This window comes from Actinomadura rayongensis (assembly GCF_009831215.1).
In the GTDB taxonomy this organism is placed as follows: Bacteria; Actinomycetota; Actinomycetes; order Streptosporangiales; family Streptosporangiaceae; genus Spirillospora; species Spirillospora rayongensis.
In genome coordinates this window covers 38,354-62,658 of the sequence record NZ_WUTW01000006.1, presented here as the reverse complement: position 1 = coordinate 62,658, position 24,305 = coordinate 38,354, and the positions used below count along the sequence as shown (strand labels likewise).

The 24,305-nt window shown below is 73.8% G+C and carries 24 protein-coding genes; 9 read left to right on the top strand and 15 right to left on the bottom strand.

All coding sequences use genetic code 11. The features are described 5' to 3' along the window. Positions 1-8: 8 nt before the first annotated feature. Positions 9-641 (bottom strand): TetR family transcriptional regulator, encoded by a 633-nt coding sequence (locus GQ466_RS24065; RefSeq protein WP_161105301.1) that lies wholly within the window; start codon positions 639-641, stop codon positions 9-11. Between the two features lie 256 nt (positions 642-897). Between GQ466_RS24065 and GQ466_RS24060 the strand changes: the two genes are divergently transcribed. Further along, the gene (locus tag GQ466_RS24060) at positions 898-1,086 is read left to right on the top strand and encodes a hypothetical protein (protein WP_161105300.1); all 189 of its coding nucleotides are present in this window, start codon (positions 898-900) and stop codon (positions 1,084-1,086) included. Positions 1,087-1,141: 55 nt separating this feature from the next. Here the strand turns inward: GQ466_RS24060 and GQ466_RS24055 are convergent, their stop codons facing one another. From GQ466_RS24055 to GQ466_RS24025, 7 genes are all read right to left on the bottom strand, one after another. Continuing rightward, complete coding sequence (locus GQ466_RS24055; RefSeq protein WP_161105299.1) at positions 1,142-1,525, bottom strand: nuclear transport factor 2 family protein; 384 nt, start codon at positions 1,523-1,525, stop codon at positions 1,142-1,144. Positions 1,526-1,665: 140 nt separating this feature from the next. Beyond that, a complete protein-coding gene (locus GQ466_RS24050; RefSeq protein ID WP_161105298.1) occupies positions 1,666-2,571 on the bottom strand; it encodes a YihY/virulence factor BrkB family protein in 906 nt (301 codons plus the stop codon). After that, a complete protein-coding gene (locus tag GQ466_RS24045; RefSeq protein ID WP_161105297.1) occupies positions 2,568-2,876 on the bottom strand; it encodes a DUF3618 domain-containing protein in 309 nt (102 codons plus the stop codon). Before GQ466_RS24045 ends, GQ466_RS24050 begins: the two co-directional genes overlap by 4 nt. Continuing rightward, complete coding sequence (locus GQ466_RS24040) at positions 2,873-3,313, bottom strand: phage holin family protein (RefSeq protein ID WP_161105296.1); 441 nt, start codon at positions 3,311-3,313, stop codon at positions 2,873-2,875. The genes GQ466_RS24045 and GQ466_RS24040 overlap by 4 nt, the downstream gene beginning before the upstream one ends. A 136-nt stretch (positions 3,314-3,449) precedes the next feature. Further along, positions 3,450-4,676 (bottom strand): acyl-CoA dehydrogenase family protein, encoded by a 1,227-nt coding sequence (locus GQ466_RS24035; RefSeq protein ID WP_161105295.1) that lies wholly within the window; start codon positions 4,674-4,676, stop codon positions 3,450-3,452. A gap of 155 nt (positions 4,677-4,831) precedes the next feature. Next, positions 4,832-5,809, bottom strand: coding sequence for a glucosyl-3-phosphoglycerate synthase (locus GQ466_RS24030; protein WP_161105294.1), 978 nt, complete (start codon positions 5,807-5,809; stop codon positions 4,832-4,834). Positions 5,810-6,037: 228 nt separating this feature from the next. Continuing rightward, complete coding sequence (locus tag GQ466_RS24025; protein ID WP_161105497.1) at positions 6,038-7,474, bottom strand: helix-turn-helix domain-containing protein; 1,437 nt, start codon at positions 7,472-7,474, stop codon at positions 6,038-6,040. 150 nt (positions 7,475-7,624) lie between these two features. On the opposite strand from GQ466_RS24025, the gene aceA reads away from it, so the two are divergent. Beyond that, a complete protein-coding gene (gene aceA / locus GQ466_RS24020) occupies positions 7,625-8,908 on the top strand; it encodes an isocitrate lyase (protein WP_161105293.1) in 1,284 nt (427 codons plus the stop codon). 64 nt (positions 8,909-8,972) lie between these two features. Here aceA and GQ466_RS24015 read toward each other — a convergent pair whose 3' ends face one another. Further along, positions 8,973-9,476, bottom strand: a complete 504-nt coding sequence (locus GQ466_RS24015) for a hypothetical protein (protein WP_161105292.1) — start codon at positions 9,474-9,476, stop codon at positions 8,973-8,975. 234 nt (positions 9,477-9,710) lie between these two features. Between GQ466_RS24015 and GQ466_RS24010 the strand changes: the two genes are divergently transcribed. From GQ466_RS24010 to GQ466_RS32465, 6 genes are all read left to right on the top strand, one after another. After that, positions 9,711-10,373 (top strand): hypothetical protein, encoded by a 663-nt coding sequence (locus tag GQ466_RS24010; protein ID WP_202421043.1) that lies wholly within the window; start codon positions 9,711-9,713, stop codon positions 10,371-10,373. 4 nt (positions 10,374-10,377) lie between these two features. Continuing rightward, positions 10,378-10,977 carry a hypothetical protein gene (locus tag GQ466_RS24005; protein WP_161105291.1) on the top strand — a complete coding sequence of 200 codons (600 nt, stop codon included), beginning with the start codon at positions 10,378-10,380 and terminating at the stop codon, positions 10,975-10,977. 75 nt (positions 10,978-11,052) lie between these two features. Next, positions 11,053-12,459: an aldehyde dehydrogenase family protein gene (locus tag GQ466_RS24000; protein ID WP_337193607.1), complete on the top strand. Its 1,407-nt coding sequence runs from the start codon at positions 11,053-11,055 to the stop codon at positions 12,457-12,459. Positions 12,460-12,557: 98 nt separating this feature from the next. Beyond that, complete coding sequence (locus GQ466_RS23995) at positions 12,558-13,295, top strand: hypothetical protein (RefSeq protein ID WP_161105290.1); 738 nt, start codon at positions 12,558-12,560, stop codon at positions 13,293-13,295. An 84-nt stretch (positions 13,296-13,379) separates the two neighbouring features. Next, complete coding sequence (locus GQ466_RS23990; RefSeq protein WP_202421042.1) at positions 13,380-14,174, top strand: class II aldolase/adducin family protein; 795 nt, start codon at positions 13,380-13,382, stop codon at positions 14,172-14,174. Between the two features lie 119 nt (positions 14,175-14,293). Further along, positions 14,294-15,313, top strand: a complete 1,020-nt coding sequence (locus GQ466_RS32465; RefSeq protein WP_161105289.1) for an RlpA-like double-psi beta-barrel domain-containing protein — start codon at positions 14,294-14,296, stop codon at positions 15,311-15,313. 88 nt (positions 15,314-15,401) lie between these two features. Here GQ466_RS32465 and GQ466_RS23980 read toward each other — a convergent pair whose 3' ends face one another. Then, positions 15,402-16,820 (bottom strand): ATP-binding protein, encoded by a 1,419-nt coding sequence (locus GQ466_RS23980; protein WP_161105288.1) that lies wholly within the window; start codon positions 16,818-16,820, stop codon positions 15,402-15,404. Beyond that, complete coding sequence (locus GQ466_RS23975) at positions 16,817-18,448, bottom strand: NAD(P)/FAD-dependent oxidoreductase (protein WP_337193606.1); 1,632 nt, start codon at positions 18,446-18,448, stop codon at positions 16,817-16,819. Before GQ466_RS23975 ends, GQ466_RS23980 begins: the two co-directional genes overlap by 4 nt. A gap of 113 nt (positions 18,449-18,561) precedes the next feature. Between GQ466_RS23975 and GQ466_RS23970 the strand changes: the two genes are divergently transcribed. Next, positions 18,562-19,608 (top strand): Gfo/Idh/MocA family oxidoreductase, encoded by a 1,047-nt coding sequence (locus GQ466_RS23970; RefSeq protein WP_161105286.1) that lies wholly within the window; start codon positions 18,562-18,564, stop codon positions 19,606-19,608. Positions 19,609-19,783: 175 nt separating this feature from the next. On the opposite strand, the gene GQ466_RS23965 is transcribed toward GQ466_RS23970, so the two are convergent. From GQ466_RS23965 to GQ466_RS23950, 4 genes are all read right to left on the bottom strand, one after another. Next, a complete protein-coding gene (locus GQ466_RS23965; protein ID WP_237418321.1) occupies positions 19,784-20,389 on the bottom strand; it encodes a dihydrofolate reductase family protein in 606 nt (201 codons plus the stop codon). A 695-nt stretch (positions 20,390-21,084) separates the two neighbouring features. Then, a complete protein-coding gene (locus GQ466_RS23960) occupies positions 21,085-21,525 on the bottom strand; it encodes an HNH endonuclease (protein ID WP_161105285.1) in 441 nt (146 codons plus the stop codon). Between the two features lie 403 nt (positions 21,526-21,928). Further along, complete coding sequence (locus tag GQ466_RS23955) at positions 21,929-23,197, bottom strand: hypothetical protein (RefSeq protein WP_161105284.1); 1,269 nt, start codon at positions 23,195-23,197, stop codon at positions 21,929-21,931. Positions 23,198-23,303: 106 nt separating this feature from the next. Further along, positions 23,304-24,278 carry a GNAT family N-acetyltransferase gene (locus tag GQ466_RS23950; RefSeq protein ID WP_161105283.1) on the bottom strand — a complete coding sequence of 325 codons (975 nt, stop codon included), beginning with the start codon at positions 24,276-24,278 and terminating at the stop codon, positions 23,304-23,306. Positions 24,279-24,305 lie beyond the last annotated feature (27 nt).

The following is a 24,305-nucleotide window of genomic DNA, read 5'->3' as shown; positions in this document are numbered from 1 at the left end:
GGCCGGGCTCAGCGGTCCTGGAAGAGTTCGAGCACCCGGCCCTCGGACGCGGCCGACAGCCCGCCGAGGACGAGGTCGGCCAGCCCGTCCACGACGACCTCGCGGGGCACCTCGGGATGGTCCAGCCACCAGTCCCCCGCCGTCTGGACCATGCCGACCAGCGCGTGCCCCCACACGTAGGCGCGGTCCTGGTCGACCATCGCGCCCTCGGCGAACAGCACCTCGGCCAGCTCGCGGCTCACCTCGCGGATCATCGTGCTCATCGCGCTGTGCGTCGCCGCGTCCTCGGCGCTCGCGCGGTGGATGAGGAACCGGTACAGGTGCAGGTTCGCCGCGACGGTCGTCAGGTAGGTGTCGATGGTCGAGCGGACGCGGGCGAGCGGCGAGCCCGTGCCGGAGAACTCCGCGCGGATGCCCGCGATCAGGCGCCGCGTGTGCCGCTCGGCGAGCGCCTGGTAGAGCCCGCTCTTGTCGCCGAAGTGGCGGTAGAGGATCGGCTTGCTGATGCCCGCCTCGGCGGCGATGGCGGCCATCGACGCCTCCGGGCCCTCGCGCTGGATGACGCGGTCGGCGGCCTCCAGCAGCGCCCGGCGGCGGCCCGGGTCGCGGCGCGGCGCCGGACGCGTGCCCGTGCCCGTCACGACGGCGTCCCGGGGGCGCGGCGGGGGGAACGCGGACGGTGGCGGCTCGGAGACATAAGCGAACGCTACTCGGGGGTGTTACCCGGTGACAACACCGCCTGGCCTGCGAACGGGGCCCGGTCGCGGCCGACCCGACAGCATTCCCCGGCGACACGATATACAAACAGTTACATCTTCCTTGCTCTCGGTAGCCGCGGCCGTCAGACTCGACCTCGGTCCCCCCACGTCCCCGTCGCAGAGAACGAGGTGAGGCACCATGCCCGGCGAGATCACGGCCACCGTCCCGCGCCGCCCCGAGGCGCGCGAGGCCGAGACCGGCCGCCGTCCGGTGCGCAGGGTCCGCGCCGCTGCCGACCGGCCGGAGCCGGGACGCGCGGACCGCGCGCCGGCCGCCGTCCCGGCGCAGGCTCCGCAGGGCGACCCGTGGGGCATCGGCTTCGGCTGAGCCCGGGGGGCGCGCGTCCCCGCCCGGGGACGCGCGCCCACGCTCAGACGCGTGCTCAGACGCGACGGCCCGGGAACAGGCTCTCGCGCCGGTCGACCAGGCCGTCCGGGGTGAAGTGCCACCAGTCGGTGAAGCGCAGCGCGACCTCCTCGCCGGTGCGCAGCACCCCGGCGAACCGGCCGCGCACCGCGACCCAGTCCCCGCCGCTCAGCACCTGGTCGAGCGTGTGCCGTCCGCCGGCGATGACGCGTTCGCCCGTGTAGAACCGGCGCAGCGCGTCGATCCCGTCGATGTCGGGCGTCCCCTGCCGCTCGTAGCGCACGGCGGAGTGGAACAGCGCGACGAGCGCGTCCACGTCCCCGTCGTCCACGAGCGTGTAGTACTGCCGGGCTATTTGTTCGGGGGACTTTTTCCGGAGCGTGCCGTCGGCTGTTGCCACTGGTGTCCGCCTCGTGGTCCAGGGGTGGTGTGCCCGGGAGTCTAGGACGCGCCACGGGACCGAGAACTGTCCGGAACGAATGGTTTTCCGCTGTTTCGGCTGTCCGGTGATGACAATGATGTCAACGCGTGGCGGACGGTTCACCTGCCGTCGAACGCGCGGGTGTCGCGCGGCTCGGCGAACGGCTCCTCGTCCGGCGGACGGCCCGCCGCGATCGCCCGTCCGCGCTCCAGTTCCGCGTCGAACTCGGCGCCGAGCAGCAGGGCCAGATTGCTGATCCACAGCCACACCAGGAACACGATGACGCCCGCGATGCTGCCGTAGGTCTTGTTGTAGTTCCCGAAGTTGGCCACGTAGACGGCGAACACCGCCGACGCGAGCAGCCACAGGGCGAGCGCGAGACCGACGCCCGGCGTCACCCAGCGGACCTTCTGCCGGACGTTGGGCGCCGCCCAGTACAGCAGCGCGAACACGAACCCGACGACGAGCAGCAGAACGGGCCACTTGGCGATGTCCCACGCCTTCACCGCCGTGGAGCCGAGGCCGAGCGCGTCCCCGGCCCGCCGCGCGAGCGGCCCGGACACGACGACCGTGACGGCCGACGCCGCGAGCAGCACCAGCGTCGTGAACGTGATGCCGACGCGGACCGGCAGCGTCTTGTAGATCGGCCGTCCCTCCTCCACCGAGTAGACGGCGTTGGCCGCGCGCATGAACGCCCCGACGTACCCGGACGCCGACCAGAACGCGGCGGCGAGCCCGAGCAGCCCGGCGACGGTCGCCCCCGCCCGTGCGCCCTGGAGGTCGGTGAGCGCGTCGACGAGGACGGGCCGGATCGCGGCCGGCGCCGTCCGGCGCACGTTGTCGATCATGTTCTGGACGGTGGAGGTGCCCGCGAGCCCCACCAGCGACACGAGCGCCAGCATCCCCGGGAAGATCGACAGGACGGCGTAGTACGTCAGCGCCGCCGCCCGGTCGGGCAGCCCGTCGCGCGTGTACCCGGTGACGGCGCGGCGCAGGGCCGCCCGCCGGGACGTGCCCGCCGTCATGAGCTGCGGCGCCGGCGGATCCCGTACACGACGGCCCCGGCGGCGAGCGCCGCGCCGCCGGCCGCCAGCGCGAACCGCGCGCCGCCCCGGCGGACCGAGTCGTCGTGGGCCATCGCCCGCGCGGACGCGGCGGACCGCCGGGCGCGGGCGGCGGCGCCGTCGCGCAGGCCCTCGGCCCGGTCCAGGACGCGCGCCTTCACGTCGGCCTTCGCGGCGAGCGCCGCGACGGTGTCGCCGAGGTCGGCGCGGGCGCGCTCGACGTCGGCCCGCAGTTCGGGCGGGGTGAGGTCGGGGCCGTCGGTCATCGGTGGCTCCTCTCCCGGATCTCGGCGACGTCGCGCTGGACGCTCTCCATCGCCTCCTGCGGCACCGGCGGCACCGCGCGGGCCGTCTCGCGCCGTCCGGCGAGCGCGAGCACGCCCGCGCCGGCGAACAGCACCGCCGCGACGATCAGCGCGGCCAGCCAGACCGGCAGCACCAGCGCGAGCGCCGCGATCGCCGCCGCGGCGAGCGCGCCGAGGCCGTACAGCGCGACCAGGCCGGCGCCGCCGAACATCCCGGCGCCCTTCCCGGCGCTGCGGCCCTTCTCCTTGACCTCGGCCACCGCCAGCCGCAGTTCGGCGCGCAGCAGCTCGGACGTCTGCTGCGCGGCCTGCCGGACCAGCTCGCCGGTGTTCTCCTCCGGCGTCCGGCGCTGCGTCGTGCGGGCCTGGCCGTCGAGGTCGGGTCTGATCGAAGTCATCTCGTCCACCTCCCAGCGCATCGGTTCCGGCTCCTGCCCGGAACCGGCGGCCTTATGCGCCGGGAGACGGGACGAGGCCCGGCACCGTGCGGTGCCGGGCCTCGCCGGACGCTCGTCCCCCCTGGGAAGGAGGGGGTCAGCGGATGGGCAGGCCGGTGATGGTGCGGCCGATGACCAGGCGCTGGATCTCGCTGGTGCCCTCGAAGATCGTGAAGATCTTGGAGTCGCGGTGCATGCGCTCCACCGGGTACTCGCGGGTGTAGCCGTTGCCGCCGAGGATCTGGATGGCCTCCTCGGTGACGCGCACGGCGGTCTCCGACGCGATGAGCTTGGCCTGCGAGCCCTCGGCCGCGTTGAAGTCCTTGCCGTTGCGGGCCATCCACGCGGCGCGGTGGACCATCAGGCGTGCGGCGTCGACCTGGACCTTCATGTCGGCGAGCTTGAAGGCGATGGCCTGGAAGTCGCCGATCTTGCGGCCGAACTGCTCGCGCTCCTGGGCGTACTGGAGCGCGTAGTCGTAGGCGGCGCGGGCCACGCCGAGCGCCATCGCGCCGACGGTCGGACGCGTGGTCTCGAACGTCTTCATCGCGGCCTGGCCCTTGGCGCGCTTGCCCTCGCGGACGCGGGCGATGCGCTCGTCGAACTTCTCCTTGCCGCCGACGATCAGGTGGCTCGGGATGCGGACGTTGTCGAGGATGACCTCGGCCGTGTGGGACGCGCGGATGCCGTGCTTCTTGAACTTCTGGCCCTGCTTCAGGCCCGGCGTGTTCGGCGGGATGATGAAGCTGGCCTGGCCGCGGCTGCCGAGCTCGGTGTACACCGACGCGACGACGACGTGGATGTGGGCGATGCCGCCGTTGGTGGCCCAGGTCTTGGTGCCGTTGAGCACCCACTCGTCCTTGGCCTCGTCGTAGACGGCGCGGGCGCGGATGGAGCCGACGTCGGACCCGGCGTCGGGCTCGGAGGCGCAGAACGCGCCGAGCTTGACGTCGTCGGCGGTCCCGAACATCTGCGGGACCCACTCGGTCACCTGGTCGGGCGTGCCGGTGGCGGCGACGGACGCGGCGGCCAGGCCGGTGCCGACGATGGCGAGGCCGATGCCCGCGTCACCCCAGAACAGCTCCTCGAAGGCGACCGGGACGCCGAGGCCGGTCGGCTCCAGCCACTGGGTGGCGAAGAAGTCGAGGGAGTAGATCCCGATCTTGGCCGCCTCCTGGATGATCGGCCACGGGGTCTCCTCGCGCTCGTCCCACTCCTCCGCGGCGGGACGGATGACGTCCTTGGCGAACTCGTGGACCCACTGCTGAACCTCGCGGACGTCCTCGCTGAGGTCCAGCGAGAACGGGGCTCCCTCGTTGCTCATCTATTGACCCTTTCTCCAATATCGCGTGTTACCAACGGTAGCACCCGGTTGAGTTACCACGGGTAACACCGTGGCCAGGGTCACAGGGGTTCCGCAGCGTGATCTGCGAGATTGTCGGGAAATTGCGCAAGAACGCGGCGCGGCCACTCACTCCTTCACGACAGGAGCGACCCCCGGCCCGCCGCGTACTCCGGCACCTCGATCATCGGACGGCGCTCGCCGACCCCCACGTCGCTCACCCGGAGGTCGTGGCCGCCCGGCGCGCGGCGGAACTGGGTCAGCGCGGTGGCCGGCTCCTCCAGCGGCAGCATCCGGCCGTGCCGCTGCAGCCGCGACCACGCCGTCAGCAGGATCTGGCCCGCCATCGCGCCGAGCGCCTCGGTCGTCTGGTGCGAGTGGACGCGGCGGCCGAGGTCCACCTGGGCGATGGCGTCCAGGCCCGCGGTCTGCAGGACGTCCAGCAGCATCCCCAGCTCGACGCCGTAGCCGGTGACGAACGGCAGCCGCTCCAGCAGCGTCCGGCGCCCCGCGTACTCGCCGCCGAGCGGCTGCATCACCCCGGCGAGCGCGGGCCAGTGCAGGTTGATCAGCGGGCGCGCGACCAGCTCGGTGACCCGGCCGCCGCCGCCCTCGGCCGTCCCGGACGCGGTGATCAGCGGCCGGTCGTAGCAGCCCTTGACGAACCCGATCTCGGGATCGGCGAGCAGCGGGCCGAGCAGCCCGGTCACGTAGGTGGTGCTGAAGCCGCGCAGGTCGGCGTCCACGAACACCACGATGTCGCCGGTGGTGGCGGCGAGGGACTTCCACAGCGCCTCGCCCTTGCCCGACATCCGGCCCTCGCCGGGCAGCACGGCGTCCTGGGCGACGACCTCCGCCCCGGCCGCCGCCGCCACCTCGGCGGTGCGGTCGGTGGACCGGGAGTCGACGACGAGGATCTCGTCGACGAGCGGCGCCCGCTCGACGAGGTCCCGGCGGATGGCGCCGACGATGACGCCGACGGTCTCCTCCTCGTTGCGGGCGGGCAGGACCACGCTGACGCGGGTGGTCCCCTTGGCGGCGAGCAGCGCCTCGACCGGCCAGTCGGCCGAGCAACTCGTACGGCGGTGCATCCACGACGCGGCCTCGGGCAGCATGGGCACTCCTCCCCTTCGGGCGAACGTCCCTGACGGGCTCCTGATCACAGAGAACCCGATGTCATCGCAGATGGCCCCCTGTTGGAACGGGCCGGAAGCGTCTGACCCGAAGAGTTAACACCCGCACAACACAGTGGTCATTCCACGCCGGATTCGCCCGGTCGGACCGGTCCGCGCCGTCACACCGCCGCCATCTTCCGCACCGCGCTTGCGCGCCCCCTCCGCGGCCTACTCGGTCGCGTGCTTGTCCAGGAACGCGTAGACGTCCGCCTCGTCGACGCCCGGGAACGCGCCGGGCGGCAGCACCGACAGGACGTGCGAGTGCGCCCGCGCGGACGGCCACACCATGCCCTCCCACCGCTCGGCGAGGTCCTGCGGCGGACGCTGGCAGCAGTCGCCGTCCGGGCACGCCGACCGGACGCGGTTGGTGGTCTCGCGCCCCCGGAACCAGCGCGAGTCCTCGAACCGCACGCCGAGCGTGATGGCGAAGTCCCGCTCGTGGCTCGGGTCGATGTGCGACAGGCACCAGTACGTCCCGGTCGGGGTGTCGGTGTACTGGTAGTAGACCGAGAACCGGTCCTCGGCGTTGAAGACGTGCCGGCCCGCCCACTCGCGGCACATCCGCTGGCCCTCGATCGCGCCGGCCTCGTCCTGCGGGAACACCAGGCCGTCGTTGGCGTACGCCTTGTAGATCGTGCCGTTCTCGTCGTTCTTGGTGAAGTGCAGTTGCAGGCCCAGATGGTGGGTCGCGATGTTGGTGAACCGGTGCGCGGCCATCTCGTAGGACACCGAGAACACGTCCGCGAGGTCCTCCACCGACAGCTCCCGCGCGGCCTTGGCCTCTTGCAGGAACGGGACGACGGCCCGCTCGGGCATGAGGATCGCCGCGCCGAAGTAGTTCGCCTCGACGCGCTGGCGCAGGAAGTCGGCGAAGTCGCGGGGCTGGTCGTGGTCGAGCGCGATGTGCCCGAGCGTCTGGAGCAGGATCGTGCGCGGCGTGTGCATGCCGAGCTGCTCGCGCTCCAGGTAGATCCGCCGGTTGCGCAGGTCGGTGATCGAGCGGACCGAGCGCGGCAGGTCCTTGACGTACTGGAGCCCGAACCCGAAGTGGCCGACGAGCGTCATGAGCGTCCCCTGCGACACCGCGCCGCTGCGGTAGCCGACCGCGTCCAGGGTCTGCGCCGCGATCTTCTCGATGTCGGCGAAGTGGTTGCCGCGCTCGTGCATCTGGCGGCGCAGCTCGGCGTTGGCCTTGCGGGCCTCCTCCGGGCTCGCGGTCGGCTTGGTGCGGCTTCGGCGCAGCTCCCCGTACAGCGCGAGGATGTGCTCGATGACCTCGTTGGGGAGCCGCTTGCCCGCCTTCAGGTGCGACAGGCCGAGCGTCCGGTAGAGCGGGTCGCGCTGGGCCTCCTCCAGCGCGATCTCCAGTTGCGCGCGGCGGCTCGGCGGCTGGCGGCGCAGCAGTTCCTCGACCGGGACGTCCAGCGCGGACGCCAGGGACTGCAGCAACGACAGCTTCGGCTCGCGCCGCCCGTTCTCCAGCAGGGAGAGCTGGGAGGGGGCGCGGCCGACGCGCGCGCCGAGGTCGGAGAGGGTCATCCCCCGGCTGCGGCGGAGATGACGGAGCCGCTGCCCGAAGGTGACGAGATCGACGTCACTCGTCAAGTTGAGGGGTTCTTCTGGCCGCAAGGTCGTCATGGGTTGATGGTAGCGGAAATATCGCAGTTCTTTCGTTACCTCCGGGTTTCTTGATGCCAAGATTCCGGGGCATAGTCGTGGTCAAGCACCCAGGGGACGACACAGAAGGGCAATGCGATGAGCGACAGTCGCCTCAAGGGCGCAGCCGACGAGCTGCGGCGGCAGTGGGAGACCGACGAGCGCTGGGCGGGCATCGAGCGGACCTACTCCGCCGAGGACGTCGTCCGGCTGCGCGGATCGGTGCAGGAGGAGGCCACCCTGGCCCGCCTCGGCGCCGAGCGCCTGTGGAAGCTGCTGCACGAGGAGGACTACGTCCACTCGCTCGGCGCGCTGACGGGCATGCAGGCGGTCCAGCAGGTCAAGGCCGGCCTCAAGGCCATCTACCTGTCGGGCTGGCAGGTCGCGGCCGACGCCAACCTGGCCGGCCAGACCTACCCGGACCAGAGCATCTACCCGGCCAACTCCGTGCCGCAGGTGGTCCGCCGCATCAACAACGCGCTGCTGCGCGCCGACCAGGTCCAGTGGGCCGAGGGCGAGGGCGACACGCACTTCCTCGCGCCGATCGTGGCCGACGCCGAGGCGGGCTTCGGCGGCGTCCTCAACGCGTTCGAGCTGATGAAGGGCATGATCGCCGCCGGTGCGGCGGGCGTGCACTGGGAGGACCAGCTCGCCTCCGAGAAGAAGTGCGGCCACCTCGGCGGCAAGGTCCTCATCCCGACCTCGCAGCACATCAAGACCCTGAACACGGCCCGTCTCGCGGCCGACATCTCCAACGTGCCGTCCCTGATCATCGCGCGGACCGACGCCGAGGCCGCGACCCTGATCACGACGGACGTGGACGAGCGCGACCGCGAGTTCATCACCGGTGAGCGGACCGCCGAGGGCTTCTACCGGGTGCGCAACGGCCTCGAGCCCTGCATCGCCCGCGCCAAGGCCTACGCGCCGTACTCCGACCTCATCTGGATGGAGACCGGCACCCCGGACCTGGAGCTGGCGCGCAAGTTCGCCGAGGCCGTCAAGGCCGAGTACCCGGACCAGATGCTGGCCTACAACTGCTCGCCGTCCTTCAACTGGAAGGCGCACCTGGACGACGCGACCATCGCGAAGTTCCAGCGCGAGCTGGGCCACATGGGCTTCAAGTTCCAGTTCATCACCCTGGCGGGCTTCCACGCCCTCAACCACGGGATGTTCGACCTGGCCTACGGCTACGCCCGCAACGGCATGACCGCCTACGTCGAGCTGCAGGAGCGCGAGTTCGCCTCGGCCGACCGCGGCTTCACCGCCGTCAAGCACCAGCGCGAGGCGGGCACCGGCTACTTCGACCAGGTCAGCACCGCGATCGCCCCGGACTCGTCCACCACGGCGCTCAAGGGCTCGACCGAAGAGGGCCAGTTCCACTGATCTGCCGGGTCTGACCCGGTGCAGTCCTCAAGGCTCATCTGAGGATGGAAGGCCCCTCCGGCTCCTACACCCCGGAGGGGCCTTCCGCGCGTCTGCGGCCGTGCGCGCCGGCCGCGCGCTCCTGCCAGGCGGCGTCGTCGCTCTCGTCGCGTCCGCCCCAGCGGCCGGGCGCCCAGGCCGGGACGAGCAGCGCGAAGCCGAGCAGCGCGTCCACGCCGGAGCCGAGCAGGGCCTGCAGCCCGGTGTCGAGCGCGCCGCCGGGCGGGACGCGGCCGGGCAGGTCCAGCGCCGCGGCCGGGTCGGCGAGGAAGTACGCCGACAGCGCGATGAGCGCGAGCGCGGGCACGAGGGACACCAGCGGCGAGGCCCAGCGCGCGACGACGATCACGCCGACGACGAGACCGGCCGCCGCGAGCAGCGCGAACGAGCCGTAGATGCGCCGCGGATCGGTGACCGCCCCCTCCAGCGCGTCGAAGGATCTCCCGGCCTGGACGAAGCCCCACGCGGCGCCGTAGAGCAGCGCGGGGGTCAGCAGGAGGCCGAGGACGAGACCGAAGGCGTGGCGCACGACGCATCACCTCTCGTAACGGGCCGTGGACCCGGCCCTCGGGACGGTCGACGGTCCATCAGAACACGACCCGCGCGGCCTGCGCAGTACATCCCGATTTATCCGTCATTTCCTTCGGTGCGTCCGCGTTCTCCCTGCTGAGGAGGCCGCGTGCGCTCCGTCGGTTTACCTTCCCTTGACCAGGGCATCGGCGCAAGGTCCATCCGGACGTCACACCGACAGGAGGGATCCCCCATGCCGACCGCCCTCATGGTCGTCGTCATCGTGATCGCCGCCGCCGTCCTCGCCGGGCTCGGGTACCTGGCCTGGCGCCAGGCCCGCACCCACCGGCTCCGGTCGCGTTTCGGCACCGAGTACGACCGCGCCGTCGAGCGCCACCACGGCCGCGCCGGCGCCGAGCGCGAGCTGATGGAGCGCGAGCGCCGCCACCGCGACCTGGACCTGCGCGAGCTGGAGCCGTCCCGCCGCGAGGAGTACCGCGCCTGGTGGACCGGGCTCCAGGAGCGCTTCGTGGACGAGCCCGTCGCGGCCGTCGCCGACGCCGACAAGCTCGTCACCGTCGTCATGACCGAGCGCGGCTACCCGACCGGCGACTTCGACGCCAACGTCCGCGAGCTGTCGGTCGAGCACGGCCGCACGCTCGACCACTACCGGCGCGGCCACGCGCTCGGCGCCCGCGCGGCCGAGGGCGGCGCCTCGACCGAGGACCTGCGGCAGGCGATGGTCCACTACCGCGCCCTCGTGGAGGACCTGCTCGCCGTCCCGGCGAACGAGCGCGCCGCCGCGCCGAAGGTCCGGCCCGCCGAGGCCACGCGCCCCGACGGCCCGATCCAGCCCGCCGCGCCCGCCCACGGCACCGCCGCCAACACCGCCGCCGACACCGCCCGGAGGAGCTGACCTCATGGACCGCCACTCGACCGACCAGCATCCGGACCACGTCACCGGCACCGGCCCCGGTAACGGCATCGGACCCGGTACCGGCGACGGCACGGGCCGCGGCACGGATCACCGCACGGGCCCGGACGGCGCCGTGCGCCCGTCCGGGCCGCCCGCTCCGCCCGGACCGGCCGCCCTGCCCCGGCGCACGCCGGACCGCCGCGTCGCGGGCTCGCCGCCCGGCCGGGGCCCCGGCGACGGACCCGGGACCGGGCCGCTGCGGACGGTCGCGGACCGTCCGGCCGCCGTCCCCGGCGAGCACCCGCGCCCGGAGGCCGACGCACGCCCCGCTCAGAGCGACCGGCTGCTCGACACCGGCGAGGCCGAAGGGTTCCGGCGCCGCTGGCACGACGTGCAGGCCGCGTTCGTGGACGACCCCGGCGACGCCGTCCGCCGCGCCGACGAGCTCACCGGCGAGGCCGTGGACGCGCTCGGCCGCGCGCTCGCCCAGCGCCGGCTGGCCCTGTCCCCGCGCGACGAGGACGACGCCGCGTCCGACACCGAGCGGCTGCGGCTCGCGCTGCGCGAGTACCGGACGCTCCTGGACCGGGTCCTCGGATCCTGAGTTTCGTGGAGTCCGCCGCGGTCCCGGGTGAATACTGACTGAACACCATTCGGATTCGCCCGAGGAGGAACCGCGGTGGCCGACCTGACGATGACGATCGACGGCCGGGCCGTCGCCGGGGACGCCGCGTTCGGCGTGGTGAACCCGGCCACCGGCCGCGTCGCCGAGCACGCGCCGGACGCCTCGCGCGCCCAGCTCGACGCGGCGATGGAGGCGGCGGCCCGGGCTCTGCCCGCCTGGCGGGCGGACGAGGACGCGCGGCGCAAGGCCCTGCTCGCCGTCGCGGACCTGTTGTTCGCCCGTTCGGAGGAGATCGGCCGGATCGTCACGCTGGAGCAGGGCAAGCCGCTCGGCGAGGGGGCGCTGGAGGTCGCCGGGGCCGGGGTCTGGTTCAAGTACTACGCCGAGCTGGACCTGCCCCGGGAGATCGTCCAGGACGACGAGCGGGCGCTGGTGGAGGTCGTCCGCCGCCCCGTCGGCGTGGTCGCGGCGATCACGCCGTGGAACTATCCGCTGCTGCTGGCCGCGTGGAAGCTCGCCCCGGCGCTGCTCGCGGGCAACACGGTCGTGCTGAAGCCGTCGCCGTACACGCCGCTGTCCAGCCTCGTCCTCGGCGAGGCGCTGCGGGACGTGCTGCCGCCCGGCGTCCTCAACGTCGTGACGGGCGGGGACGAGCTGGGCGCGTGGATGACGTCCCATCCCGTCCCGCGCAAGATCAGCTTCACCGGCAGCGTCGCGACCGGGCGGCGGGTGGCCGCGGCGGCGGCGCCCGACCTCAAGCGCGTGACGCTCGAACTCGGCGGCAACGACGCGGCGATCCTGCTGGACGACGTCGACCCGGCGGCCGTCGCCGGACGGCTGTTCGGCGCCGCGTTCGCCAACAACGGCCAGGTCTGCTCGGCGATCAAGCGGGTCTACGTCCCCGACGCCCTGTACGAGGACGTGGTCGACGCGCTCGCCGAGCGGGCCCGCGCGGCGCGCGTCGGCGACGGGATGACCGAGGGCGTCGAGTACGGGCCGGTGAACAACCGTCCGCAGTTCGAGCGCGTCGGGGAGCTGGTCGCCGAGGCGCTCGCGGGCGGGGCGCGCGCGGCGGCGGGCGGCGGGCCGCTGCCCGGCCCCGGCTACTTTTTCGCGCCGACGATCCTCGCCGACGTCCCCGACGGCGCGCGCGTCGTGGACGAGGAGCAGTTCGGCCCCGCGCTCCCCGTCGTCCGGTACCGGACGGTCGAGGAGGCCGTCGCCCGCGCCAACGGCACCCACTTCGGGCTGTCGGGCTCGGTGTGGGGCGCCGACGCCGACCGCGCCGCCGAGATCGCGGGCCGGCTCGAATGCGGGACCGCCTGGATCAACACCCATCTCGCGCTCGCGCCGCACCAGCCGTTCGGCGGGTTCAAGTGGAGCGGGCTCGGCGTCGAGAACGGGCCGCACGGGCTGCACGGGTTCACCGAGCTGCAGGTCGTCCACCGGGCGCGGCGGTGACCGGCGCGCCCCGCGCCGCGGCGACCGGCCCTTCGATGCGACAATCGCGCGGACGGGCATCGCCGTCACCAACAGCGACAGCCGAACGGGGAGACCGCATGGGCACATGGGACGTCATGCGTCAGGACGACCTGGGCAACGAGTTCCATGTGTCCGCGCACGATTCCCGCGTCGCCGCGCTGGCGCAGGTGCTCGTCCTGGAGAGCGGGGTCCCGCACCGCCAGATCTACTGGGTGGAGGGGCCGTTCGCGCCGTCCGTCCGCACCAACCGCGACCTGTACCTCCACGTCCTGCGGGTCGGCCGGGACACGCGGGCGGGCTCGTGGTCGTTGTCGGGGTTCCTGCGCGCGTTGTGGAAGGTGAGCCTGCCGCTGCGCGAGCGCGACGAGCTGGAGGCCGACGACGCGGCGGCGCTGTTCTCGGCGGCGGTCGCGGTCTCCCCCGCGCCGTTCGACCCCAAGTGGTCCGGCCGGGACCTGCTGCTGCCCGGCGCCGCGCCCCGCGACCACGCCGACTGGGAGCGCGTCCTGCTCGCCCAGATCGCCGACCTGGAGGACTTCGTCGTCGCGCCGCCGGGGCCGCGCGGCCGGTTCGGCGTGGACGCGCCGCGCCCGTCCGGGTCGGGGCCGCGCCCGACGCCGGCGCGCTGGTGCAACTTCGACCCGGCGACGTACCTGGAGTGCGCGGTGGCGGGCGGCGTCGGCGGCTGGGACGTGTCCGACGGCGCGCGGGTCCCGTCCGAGGGCGGGCCGACGCGGTCGCCCGTCCGGCCGCTGACCACGGTGACCTGGGAGGACCTGGCGCGGATCGCGGTCTGCGGGCAGCTCTACGAGTGACCGGCGGCCGTTTCGGTCAGCAGGCTCGTTAGGGGCAGGAATCCGGCCGTAAGGTGGGGGCAACGCGCTCGCCGAGGAGGGTTCATGGCCAACAACGAGGATCTGACGAAGAACATCCCCACCGATCTGATCTTCCGGCTGCCGCCGTCCTTCGCGACGGTGGAGGAGGAGCGCAAGCATCGCAAGGAGCGGCTGGCGGCGGCGCTGCGGCTGTTCGGGAAGCTCGGGTTCGAGGAGGGCGTCGCCGGGCACATCACGGCGCGCGACCCCGAGCACACCGACCACTTCTGGGTGAACCCGTTCGGGCTGTCGTTCAAGCACATCCGCGTGAGCGACCTGATCCTCGTCAACCACCAGGGCCAGGTCGTGGAGGGCCGGTACCCGGTGAACGAGGCGGCGTTCGCGATCCACTCGCAGGTGCACCAGGCCCGTCCGGACGTCGTCGCCGCCGCGCACAGCCACTCCACCTACGGGCGCGCGCTGTCGGCGCTCGGCCAGAAGCTGGAGCCGATCACACAGGACGTCTGCGCGTTCTACGAGGACCACGGCCTGTTCGACGACTACACCGGCGTCGTCACCGACCTGGAGGAGGGCAAGCGCATCGCCGCCGCCCTCGGCGACAACAAGGCGGTCATCCTGCGCAACCACGGCCTGCTCACGGTCGGCAGCACGGTGGACGCCGCCGCGTGGTGGTTCATCACGATGGAGCGGTCGTGCCAGGTGCAGCTCGTCGCCAAGGCGGCCGGGACGGTCGTGCCGATCGAGCCCGCCAACGCGGCGCTGACGCACAAGCAGATCGGGAACGACATCGCGGGCTGGGTGAACTACCAGCCGCTGCACGACCAGATCACGCGGGAGCAGCCGGACCTGTTCGAGTAGGAATCCGACTTTCCTGACTTTTCAGAGCGTTTCGTCGTTCCTCCTTCTGTGCGCGTCCTGATCCCTACGCTGAGTACCCGATCCATGACGGACGGGGCCACCAGGACCGGAGGGACGCGGTGGACGCACGCGCTCGGGACGCCGCCGATCAGCTCATGCTCCTCACCCGCCTGCTCCTGCGGGCCGACGGCGTCCCGCCCGGCGCCGCCGCGCCCCGGACGCGCGTCCTGCGGCACAACCGGGCCGAGCTGACCGCGGCCGAGCAGCACGTCTTCGGCCTGCTCGTGGCGGGCCGCCGGACGGCGCGGCTCGCGGCGCTGCTGGAGATCAGCGAGCGGGCCGTGGAGGACCATCTGCGGGCGTTGCTCGGGGACTTCGCGCTGCCGGAGACGCCCGCCGTCGAGCGTCCGGACGCGCGGCGGGCCCGGCGGCGGCGCGGGATGCTCGCGCTGTTCGCCGCCCCGGGCGCGACGGCGCTCATCGTCGCGGGCGGCGCGGCGGCGTTCGCCTTGCAGGTCCCGGAGGCGGAGGCGCCGCGCCCGGTGCGGACCGGGCCGCTCCCCGACGGCACCCGGCCCGCCGCTGCCACCGGCTACCGTCCGGCCCGCCCGACCGCCTCGCACCGGCTCTCGCACGGGACCGCGCCCCGGCCTTCGCACGGGACCGCGCCCGCGACCGAACGCGGGGCCGTGCCCGGAGCTTCGCGCGGAGCCGGGCCCTGGGCCGAGCCCGGGGCTTCGCGCGGGGCCGGGCCTTGGCCCGGGCGCGGGGGCGGGCGAGGGGCGCGGCTGCCGCACGGCGTCGCGACCGCCACGTCGTTCTGGGACGCGGCCACCGCGCGCGGCGCCCGCATGTCGGCCCGGACGGTCGCGAGCCCGTACTGGCCGCTCGGCACGCGCGTCCGCGTCAGCTACGGCGGCCGGAGCGCGGACGGGGTCGTCCAGGACTTCGGGCCCGCCGCGTGGGCGGTCGCGCAGCACGCGCCGCCCGCGATCATCGACCTGTCCGAGCCGATGATGGCGGCGCTCACCGGACGGCGCGTCCACGCCGTCCCGGTCCGGTTCGAGGTGCTCGCGTTCGGGACCGGGCCCGTCTACCGCACGTCCGGCCCCGGCTACGACCTCGCGTTCCGCACGTGACCGCGCGCCCGGCCCCGGTTACCACCGGGGCGTTCGGCACGTGGCCGCGCGTCCGGGCCTGGCTAGGCGTTCCGCGCGTGAGCGCGCGTCACGGCGTGCGCTCGGCCGTCAGCGGGAGCCGGACCTCGAAGCGCGTGTCGCCCGGACGCGACGTCACGCGGATGTCGCCGCCGTGCCGGTCCACCACGATCCGCCAGGAGATGTCCAGGCCGAGCCCGGTGCCCTGCCCGACCGGCTTGGTGGTGAAGAAGGGCGTGAACAGGCGGTCCATGTCCTCCTCGGCGATGCCCGTGCCGGTGTCGCCGACCACGACGACGGCCGTGTCGCCGTCGCGGGCCGTCGTGATCGTCAGCGTGCCCGCGCCCTCCATCGCGTAGAGCGCGTTGACGATGAGGTTCGTCCACACCTGGTTCAGCTCGGCGGCGAACGCCGGGACGGGCGGCAGCTCCGGGTCGTAGGACGTCCGGACGGTCACCTTCGGCCCGATCTTGCGGTGCAGCATCGTCAGCGTGCTGTCGAGCAGGGACCCGAGGTCCGCCGGCTGGTAGGGCGCGCGGTCGAGCTGGGAGTACTGGCGGGCCGACTCCAGCAGCGCGCTGATCCGCCCGGTCGCCTCGGCGATCTCGGCCTGGAGCTGCGCGACCTCCAGCACCTCCGCCAGCCACGCCATCGCCGCCGGGAGCCGGTCGCCCGCCGCCGCCGCGACCTGCTCGGCCTCGGCCGGGCCGATCCCGGCGGCGACCAGCTCGGGCGCGAGGTCCCACGCGTCGGGGACGTCGTGCTCGTCCAGCCACGCGCCGATCTCGTCCTCGGCGTCGCTGACGGCGATCGGGTCCCGCGCGACCTTGCACGCGGCCGACCCGGCGAGGCGTTCGCGCAGCGACACGATCGCCGCGATGCGCTCGCAGTCCACGCCGCCCGCCGCCAGCTCGCCGAGCCGCCGCTGCGCCGATCCCAGCCGCTCCCCCAGCTCGGCGCTCGCGCGGGACGCGGCGGCGGCCGGGTTGTTCAGCTCGTGGGTCAGGCCCGCCGTGAGAGTGCCGAGCGCGGTCAGCCGCTCGCGCTGGTCCACGATCCGGCGCGCGTTGTTCATCCCGAAGAACACGCCCTCCAGCAGGTGCGTCGCCATCGGGAACCACTTGCGGACGGCCATCGCGAACTTGCGCGCGGGCAGCACGAACATGGTGGACGGCCGCACCGCGCGCAGCGTGTGCTGGTAGCGCTGCTCGATCCGGTCCCCGATGTACGCCTGGACCGCGCCGCCGTACACGCCGGGCTGGGAGCTGCGCGTCAGCTCCGCCTCGTGGCCGCGCACCATCTGGACCATCGACACCGAGCCGTCCAGCAGCACGAAGAAGAACTCGGCGGGCTCGCCCTGCACGCACGCCGCCTCGCCCTCGGCGTAGGAGCGGACGGCGCCGTGCTCGGCCAGCCAGGCGAGCTTGCGCTCGTCCAGGTCCTCGAACAGGAACAGCTCGCCCAGGCGCGCGGGCGCGACCTCCGTCATGATCCCTCCAGGTAGCGGTGGACGAGTGCCACCGCCATCGCACCGTCGCCGACCGCCGCCGCCACCCGTTTGATGGACCCGGCCCGCACGTCGCCCGCCGCGAACACGCCCGGCAGGCTCGTCTCCAGGAAGTAGGGCGCGCGGACGGCCGTCCCGCCCGGCGCCGGCAGGTCCGGCCCGGTGAGGACGTAGCCGGCCGCGTCGCGTTCCACGACCGTGCCGAGCCAGTCCGTGCGGGGCTCGGCGCCGATGAACACGAACAGGTACTGCGCGTCGGCCGTCCACTCGCCGTCCGGGCCGGTCAGCGTGAGGCGTTCCAGGTGGTCGTCGCCCTCGGCCGCCGTGACGGCCGTGCGGCAGTGGACCCGGACGTTCGGCAGCGCGGCGATCTGCTCGATCAGGTAGTGCGACATCGACGCCTCCAGGCCCGCCGCCCGGACGACGAGGTGGACGCGCTCGGCCGTCCGCGCCAGGTGCACCGCGCACTGCCCGGCGGAGTTCGCGCCGCCGACGACGAACACCTCCTGCCCGGCGCAGCCCGGCGTCTCGGCCGTCGCGGCGCCGTAGAACACGCCGCGCCCGGTGAACGCGTCCAGGCCCGGCGCGGTCAGCCGCCGGTACGACACGCCGGTCGCGAGGATGACGGCGTGCGCGGCGATCTCCGTCCCGTCCGCCTGCCGGACGACCCGCGCCTGCCCGCGCGCCTCCAGCCCCGTGACCTGGCCCGTCGTGACCAGTTCGACGCCGAACCGCTCGGCCTGGCGGCGGGCGCGGTCGGCGAGCTGCGCGCCCGACACCCCGTCGGGGAACCCGAGGTAGTTCTCGATCCGCGAACTCTGACCCGCCTGCCCGCCGGACGCGTGCTGCTCGATGAGGACCGTCCGCAGGCCCTCCGACGCCCCGTACACCGCCGCGCCGAGCCCGGCCGGGCCCGCCCCGACGACGACCAGGTCGTAGAAGTCCGCGCCCGCCTCGGTGGTGAGGCCGACGGCGGCGGCCAGCTCGGCGTCGGTCGGCGCGGCGAGGAACGACCCGTCGGCCGTCACGACGAGCGGCAGGTCCGGGGAGCCCGCCGCCTTGACCAGTTCCACGGCCTCCGGGACGGTGTCGAGCAGGAACGTGTACGGGACCTGGTTGCGCGCCAGGAAGTCGCGGACCTCGTAGGACCGCGCGGACCAGCGGTGCCCGACGACGCGCAGGTCCGCCGGGCTGCGCCGCTCGGTCCGCCGCCACGCGTCGAGCTGCGCGTCGATCACCGGGTAGAACTTCTCGTCCGGCGGGTTCCACGGCTTCAGCAGGTAGTGGTCGAGGTCCACGACGTTGATCGCCTGGATGGCGGCGTCGGTGTCGGCGTAGGCGGTCAGCAGGACCCGCCGCGCGTACGGGTACAGGTCCATCGCGCGTTCGAGGAACTCGACGCCGGTCATCTCCGGCATCCGGTGGTCGGCGAGCAGGACCGCCGTGTCGTCGCCGCGCAGTTTCAGCTCGGCGAGCGCGTCCAGCGCCAGCGGTCCGGATTCGGCCCGGACGACCCGGAACTCCTCCGCGTAGCGGCGGCGCAGGTCGCGCGCGACCGCCCGGGAGACGCTCGGGTCGTCGTCGACCGTAAGGATCACAGGTTTGGACACGTTCACCCCTTGCGTTGCGGCACGTCCCGACAGCGTACGACGTGCGCGGATCATCACGGTTCGCCGCGCCCCCCGGCGTCACGCCCCGTCACCCGATCGGCCATGATCGGAGCATGACACTGCGGGTGGCGCTCATCGGGTACGGAATCGGAGGCTCGGCGTTCCACGCGCCGTTGATCGCGACGACGCCGGGGCTGCGGCTCGACGCCGTCGTCACGGCGGACGCGGGGCGGGCGGCGGCGGTGCGCGAGCGCTACCCCGAGGCGTCCGTGCTCGACAGCGCGGACCGGCTGTGGGAGTCCACCGGCCGGTACGACCTCGTCGTCGTGACGGCCCCGAACCGGTACCACGTTCCGCTTGCCCGGACCGCGTTGACGACGGGCATCCCGGTCGTCCTGGACAAGCCGGTGGCCGCGTCCGCCGCCGACGCGCGCTCGCTGGCCGCGCTGAGCGCCGTGCGGGGCCTGCCGGTCATCCCGTTCCACAACCGCCGCTGGGACGGCGACTTCCGGACCGTCCGGCGCCTGGTCGAGAGCGGCGCGCTCGGCACGGTCCGCCGCTTCGAGTCGCGCTTCGAGCGGTGGCGGCCCGAGGTGAAGGCGGGCTGGCGCGAGAGCGCCGACCCGCGCGACGCGGGCGGCATCCTGTTCGACCTCGGCTCCCACCTCATCGACCAGGCCGTCGCGCTGTTCGGCCGTCCCGAACTCGTCCACGCGGAGATCGACACGCGCCGCCCCGGCGCCCGGACCCCCGACGACGTCTTCGTGGCCCTCGCCCACCCCGGCGGGGAACGTTCCCACCTGTGGATGAGCGCGGTCGCGTCCGACCTCGGCCCGCGCTTCCGCGTCCTCGGCTCGGCGGCGTCCTACACCGTCCACGGCATGGACCCCCAGGAGGACGCCCTGCGCGCCGGCGGCACTCCCCTGGACGCAGGCTGGGGCCAGGTCCCCCCACCCCACTACGGCCGCCTGGGAACCCCCGGCGCGACAACCCCCGAACCCACCGACCCGGGCGCCTACCAGGAGTTCTACGCCGCAGTCACCCGCACCCTGACCGGCGAAGAACCCCCTCCCGTCACCCTCGCCGACGCCATCACCGGCCTAGAAATCATCGAAGCCGCCCAAATCTCCGCCCGAACCGGCACCCCCATCGCCCCATAACCCCACCCCGCACCCCCCTTCGGGGCGCGCGGCCGTTCGGCGGGGCGCGGCGGTCGACCAGGAGCACCGGCCCGGCGGTCCGGCCGGCGCAGGAGGCGGAGCAGCGGGCAGGCCCCGCCTCCTGCCTACTTCGGCCGCGCAGGACGCGGAGCAGCCGACGGGCGCCGCCGTCTGCCTACGTCGGCCGCGCCGGGTGCAACTCCGGTTCTCCTGCCGGCCGGTACACGTGCACGCCGACGCCCTCTGCGTCGGTGTGGGAGCTGATGACCTCGAGCGCGGCGGCGGGCCCCTCGTCGGGGAACAGCCGCATGCCCTGTCCCAGAAGCACGGGAACGACCAGCAGCGTCAGTTCGTCCACGAGATCGGCGGCGAGCAGCGAGCGGATCAGGGTCGCGCTCCCGTGCACCTGGATCTCGCCCGACGACGATTCCTTCAGTTCCTTGATCGCCGTGGTGACGTCCCCGGACAGCAGCGTGACCGGCCCCCACGACGGTTGCTCGAGACTGTTGGACGCGACGTACTTGTGCGCCCCGTTGAGCGCGACCCCGATGGGATGCGCCCGCATCTCCGGCCGGGTGCCCCACGTCTCGGCGAACATCTCGTACGTGCGCCGCCCGAACAGGAACGCATCCGCCCGCTGATACGTCGCGGTGATCATCTCGCCGGTGTCATCGGCGAAGGCCCCGAGCGCCCAGCCGTCCCGCGTGAACCCGCTCGCCAGTTCCTCGGGAGTCGCGTGACCATTGCCCTGCATCACACCGTCCACGGTGACCTGCGTCATCGTCGTCAGCCTCATGCGCCCATCCTGGCCACGCAGGCAGACCCGCGGCAACCAGCGCACCGAACGGCAACAGCGCACCACAGCCGGTCGGCCCTCTCCGCATCACACAGTGGGGGTTGATCCGCCCGCCCGCCAGATCCGTCACGGCGTGGTCAGAGGCCGTGCTCAGACGTCGCGGTTCGTCAGCCACGCGGTCATACGTCGCTCGCCGATCCTGCGCAGGAAGACCGGTTGATCAGCCGAGTCGGGTCGGCAAACAGGTCATGCGGCAAGCGAAGACGCGCAGAACCATCGCGATCTCGTCCACGGTCTGGACGGGCTCTAGCCGGACGGGCTCCAGGTCGCGCGCATCCGGGCCTGAAAGCGCCCTCGCCTCATCGTCGCGTTCTGCGAGTCAGCCCAGCAGACGACCACGCCGACGTGTCCTTCACAGCGATCAGCTCGCGTTGCGGGAATCGGATGAGCGGGGTTCGGGCGCGTGCGGCTCGGGTGGCGCGCGCCAGGTGGCGGCCAGGGTCGGGAATGGCGACCGGGACGCGATGGCGTGCGGCCCGGGTGGCGTGCGGCAGGGATGGCGTGCGTCGGGGCGCTGATGGGGTGGAGGCGCGGGTGCCGGTGGTCGGGGTGCGCGGGTCGGGAGGGGTGGGACCGGCGCCCGGGTCGGGCCGGGCGCCGGATCAGCGTGGGTGGGACGGTCAGAGGTCGAACAGTTCGTTCCAGGTCGGGACGCGCAGGGCGACGCGCAGGCGCATGCCCGCTTCCGCCGGCGTCTTGTCGCCCTTGCGGTTGTTGCACTTGCCGCAGGCGAGGACGGTGTTCTCCCAGGTGTCGGCGCCGCCGCGCGACTGCGGGAGGACGTGGTCGATCGTGTGGCCGCGTCCGCCGCAGTAGCCGCAGGTGCCGCGCTCGCGCAGGTAGACGCCGCGCTTGCTCCACGGGGGGCGGCGGCCGTGGCGCCAGCGCATCGCCACGTAACGGACGAGGCGCAGCACGCGGGGCACGGGGAACTGCCCGATCGTACGGCCCTCCTCCGCCTCCTCGACCACGGCCACCTCGCGGACCAGCATGCGTATGGCGTGCCGCAGGTCCACCTTCTGGAAGGGCTCGTACGACGCGTTGAGGACCAGTACGTCCATCGGTCGCCTCCTGCCGCTCGTGCGCCCGCTCCCCGGCCGGGACTCGAACCCGGTTTCCCGCGCCGCCGGGTCCGGCGGCCGGGGGAAATGGCATTCCGTTTCGCTCCCGCGTTCGCGGGCTTCCTCAGAATGCCCAGCCGGGCCGGTGACGGCAAGGTATTTACGAACTGGAGGATACCGCGCACACGACGCCATTTACCGGGTCGCGGCGACGTTTCCGCCGATCGCGGCCGGTCCCGGACGGCCTCGGCGCCTGCGGCCACGGGGCGCAGGGGCTCGGGAAGACGCGCAATCATCGGTTCGCTCCTTGTTTTCCGGGTGCCGGGATATCCGTCGGGAACCCGCAGGCCGCAGCGAGAACGCGGCGGGTTTCCCCTGCGGAAAGGACGGGCGGCGCGAGTATTCACCGGTTCTTCACGGGACGGCAGAGCGGCGGAATCAGCCGGGCGGCGCGTTCGTCCCACCACCCGGGCCCGTCGCGCCCCGGCGGCGGAGCGACCTGCAACATCCACCCGCCGGGCTCCCCGACCCCACCAGACGGACCGGGCATCACCAACCGCACCGCGAGCCCCCGCTTCCGCCTCCGCGGAAGCGTGTCCGCGCCCCAGTAGCGCAGCACGTCGTCCGGATCGACGACCCGGTCCGCACGAACACGCCACACCCCGCCCCGCAGCGCGCACCCGGCCACGGCCTCGGCCGGGCCGCCAGACCGATCGCCCGACGGAGAAGCGAACGGAATCCCAGACGAGCCGGCGCTCCCCGCGCCACTGGAACCGCCGCACGCCGCGCCGCCGGGCGGGCTGGTGAACGCTGCGCCGCCAGACGGACTGGCGCTCGCCGCGCCACTGGAGCCGCCGCACGCCGTGCCGGTGGACGGGCCGGTGCTCGCCGCGCCGCCGGGCGGGCTGGCGCGCGTTGCGTTACCGGGCGCGCTGGCGTTCGCTGCGCTGGTGGGCGGGCTGGTGCTCGTTGTGCTGGTGGGCGGGTGGATGGAGGCTTTGCCGCCCGGGCGGGTGGGCGGGGCGCTGGGCGGGCGTGGACGCGGTCCGGTGGTCAGGTACTCGTCGAGCAGGTCCGCCGCCGCCCCGCGCAGGACGTTCGCTGCCGTCAGCAGGTGCCCGAGCGGCGCCCTCCGCACCGACAGCTCCGGCAGGCCGAACCGTGCGAGGCCCCGCGTGAACGCGCGGATCCGTCTCGGGCCCGCGCCCATGACGAACACGCTCAGCCAGGTGGAGTCCAGCACGAACAGGTCCGGTTCGTGCGGCGGCCCCACGTCGTGGTCGAGGATCCTGCGGGCGTCCAGGTCCACCACGTGCCCGCCCGACATGTGCGCCGCCGCGCGCGCCACGAGGCGCTGCGCGAGGAACCGGCGGCCCGTCCACGAAAGGCCGGCCGCGGGATCCGGACGGAGCGTCACGAGCGTGTGCCGCGCCGCCCGGCGCACCACCGCGATCCCCGGTCCGGTCAGCTCGTCCGGCAGCGGCGGCGCCGGGCACGCCGTCAGCGTCAGGTACGGCGACCCGAGCAGGTCCAGGGCGAGCGCCGCCGTGCGTCCCCTCCCCCGGGCGAGGGACGCGCGCAGCGCGGCGGCGCGGGGCGGCGCGACCGGGCCGGCCACGAGGAACCGGCCGGCTGATGCGCGGGGCGCGGGGATCTCCAGATGAGCGTGCACGGCGGGCCTCCCGTCGGAACGGCCCCCGGGCGGGAACCGTGCGACCAGGCTCGCCGGAGCACCCCCGGCACCGAAACCCGAATGCCGTTCTGGGGATAAACCCGGGCTAGGGCAGGTCGGCGACCAGCGCGTGGTACTCGCGCGTCTCCCGCTCCGGAACGAACCCCAGCTCCTCGTTCACCGCCAGCATGTGCGGGTTGTCGCCCGCGTTGTCCGTCTCGATCTCCCGGATGCCGGGCAGGTCGGACAGGACCCAGTCCAGCATCGCGGCCTTCATCCAGATCCCGAGCCGCCGCCCCCGGTGCTCGGGTACGACCGCCGTGTCGTACTGCGCAGCGCGGTCCCCGCCGCCCGCCGGGACGACCAGCTCGGTGAACCCCGCGATCGCCCCGTCGTGCAGGGCCGCGACGGTGTACAGGTCGTCCCCGCGCTTGGCGACCAGCTCGCCCATCTCGCGCACGCGGTCGGCGTCCCACGGCACGCCCTCGTACTCGACCAGGTCGGCCATCGCGTCCTTGGCGCGGGCGAGCGCGCCGGCGTGCTCGTCGGGCACCGTCCCCCGCCACCGGACGAGCGCGTACCCGGCGGGCCCGGCGGAGAGCAGCCCCGCGACCCGTCCCGGCGGCAGGTCGGCGAGCCGCAGCACGAGGCCCCGCAGCGTCAGCACGCAGGTGAACCCGTGCGCCTCCAGGAACGGGACGGCGGGCGTCCCCGCCGACACCTGCGCGATGACCCCGGACCGTCCGTCGGCGCGCAGCGCGCGGGCGGCCGAGCGCACCAGCAGCCGTCCGAGCCCGGCGCGGCGCCGCTCCGGACGCACCCGGACGTCGATCTCCCCCGGCCGGTCCGCCCCCGGCCCGCCGGGCAGCCGCAGCGCCGCGACGGCCGCGTAGCCGTCCCCGGCGGGCACCGCCCAGAACCGTTCCGGCGAGCCCCGGTCGGCGCCGAGCAGCCGCGCGGCGGTGTGCTCGGCCCCGGGCGCCGGACCGGCGGACGGGTCCCCCGCGCTCACGGCCGCGAGCACGTCGTGCCACTGCCGGATCTGCGCGTCGGTCGGGTCGGACAGCTCGATGACGTCCATCCGCCTTTTTTACAGGATCGGCCGCGC

Coding starts and splice junctions, on each gene's coding strand:
- GQ466_RS24060 (WP_161105300.1), top strand. CDS start 898: ATGCCCGGCGAGATCACGGCCACCGTCCCGCGCCGCCCCGAGGCGCGC.
- GQ466_RS24050 (WP_161105298.1), bottom strand. CDS start 2,571: ATGACGGCGGGCACGTCCCGGCGGGCGGCCCTGCGCCGCGCCGTCACC.
- GQ466_RS24045 (WP_161105297.1), bottom strand. CDS start 2,876: ATGACCGACGGCCCCGACCTCACCCCGCCCGAACTGCGGGCCGACGTC.
- GQ466_RS24040 (WP_161105296.1), bottom strand. CDS start 3,313: ATGACTTCGATCAGACCCGACCTCGACGGCCAGGCCCGCACGACGCAG.
- GQ466_RS24035 (WP_161105295.1), bottom strand. CDS start 4,676: ATGAGCAACGAGGGAGCCCCGTTCTCGCTGGACCTCAGCGAGGACGTC.
- GQ466_RS24030 (WP_161105294.1), bottom strand. CDS start 5,809: ATGCTGCCCGAGGCCGCGTCGTGGATGCACCGCCGTACGAGTTGCTCG.
- aceA (WP_161105293.1), top strand. CDS start 7,625: ATGAGCGACAGTCGCCTCAAGGGCGCAGCCGACGAGCTGCGGCGGCAG.
- GQ466_RS24010 (WP_202421043.1), top strand. CDS start 9,711: ATGCCGACCGCCCTCATGGTCGTCGTCATCGTGATCGCCGCCGCCGTC.
- GQ466_RS24005 (WP_161105291.1), top strand. CDS start 10,378: ATGGACCGCCACTCGACCGACCAGCATCCGGACCACGTCACCGGCACC.
- GQ466_RS23995 (WP_161105290.1), top strand. CDS start 12,558: ATGGGCACATGGGACGTCATGCGTCAGGACGACCTGGGCAACGAGTTC.
- GQ466_RS23990 (WP_202421042.1), top strand. CDS start 13,380: ATGGCCAACAACGAGGATCTGACGAAGAACATCCCCACCGATCTGATC.
- GQ466_RS23980 (WP_161105288.1), bottom strand. CDS start 16,820: ATGACGGAGGTCGCGCCCGCGCGCCTGGGCGAGCTGTTCCTGTTCGAG.
- GQ466_RS23970 (WP_161105286.1), top strand. CDS start 18,562: ATGACACTGCGGGTGGCGCTCATCGGGTACGGAATCGGAGGCTCGGCG.
- GQ466_RS23965 (WP_237418321.1), bottom strand. CDS start 20,389: ATGACGCAGGTCACCGTGGACGGTGTGATGCAGGGCAATGGTCACGCG.
- GQ466_RS23960 (WP_161105285.1), bottom strand. CDS start 21,525: ATGGACGTACTGGTCCTCAACGCGTCGTACGAGCCCTTCCAGAAGGTG.
- GQ466_RS23950 (WP_161105283.1), bottom strand. CDS start 24,278: ATGGACGTCATCGAGCTGTCCGACCCGACCGACGCGCAGATCCGGCAG.